A 626-nucleotide genomic window follows, 5' to 3' on the forward strand; every position below is an offset into this window, starting at 1 on the left:
GCGCTCTGTCGGACAATGGTGAAGGCTTCCTGGATGGATGCCGGGTCGGTTCCAGAAGTCCGGAAATTCTCACTCAGCGCCGCCGTTGCCGCCTTCAAAGCGCCAGCCCGCTCAATGTCCCCATCTTTCATCGCGTCGAGCGTGAATTGATCCAGTTCGCCGCCAACGTGAGCCGCGTAATCGACATCCTTTCGGGCGGCGTCATCCTTGAACAGTATCGCGGCGGGATCATCTTTACCGGCAGGAGGCGGGGCGTCGGCCTTGCGCTCACTCGGGAACACTACGGCAGCGTCGTCGGGCTTTCCGTGATTGCCTACCAATCGCTGTTCCGCAGCCGTTTGCTGTACCCGCGCCCACTCAGGCACAGCCGCAGGCTTCGACGGCGCGTCGTTGGGGAATAGGATGCTCGCGTGGTCAATCTCAGCCATCACGCCGTCTCCCGTTCGGCGTCGGCGGTGAGCAAGACGGCCCATGCCGAGCTAGCGATTTCTTCGATGGATTTGCCTGGACCGGAGAGCCGCGCGCGGCCATTCGCAAGCCTTGACAGCTTATCCATCGCCATGACCGGCAAGCCCATCTGGCCGACAACGCTGCCCGACACTGGGAATGCTGCGCGGCCCAAGTGC

General features: G+C 62.8%; 2 protein-coding genes. One reads left to right on the forward strand and one right to left on the reverse strand.

The genetic code is table 11. The annotated features are described in order from the left end of the window. Positions 1–428 (reverse strand): hypothetical protein (locus tag EOB59_RS35720; RefSeq protein ID WP_206622088.1); only part of this gene is annotated, 428 nt, incomplete at its 3' end. On the opposite strand from EOB59_RS35720, the gene EOB59_RS35725 reads away from it, so the two are divergent. Continuing rightward, positions 411–626 (forward strand): hypothetical protein (locus EOB59_RS35725; protein ID WP_206622089.1); only part of this gene is annotated, 216 nt, incomplete at its 3' end. The genes EOB59_RS35720 and EOB59_RS35725 overlap by 18 nt on opposite strands.

It is taken from the genome of Mesorhizobium sp. M7A.F.Ca.MR.176.00.0.0, from assembly GCF_004023165.1.
GTDB lineage: Bacteria > Pseudomonadota > Alphaproteobacteria > Rhizobiales > Rhizobiaceae > Mesorhizobium.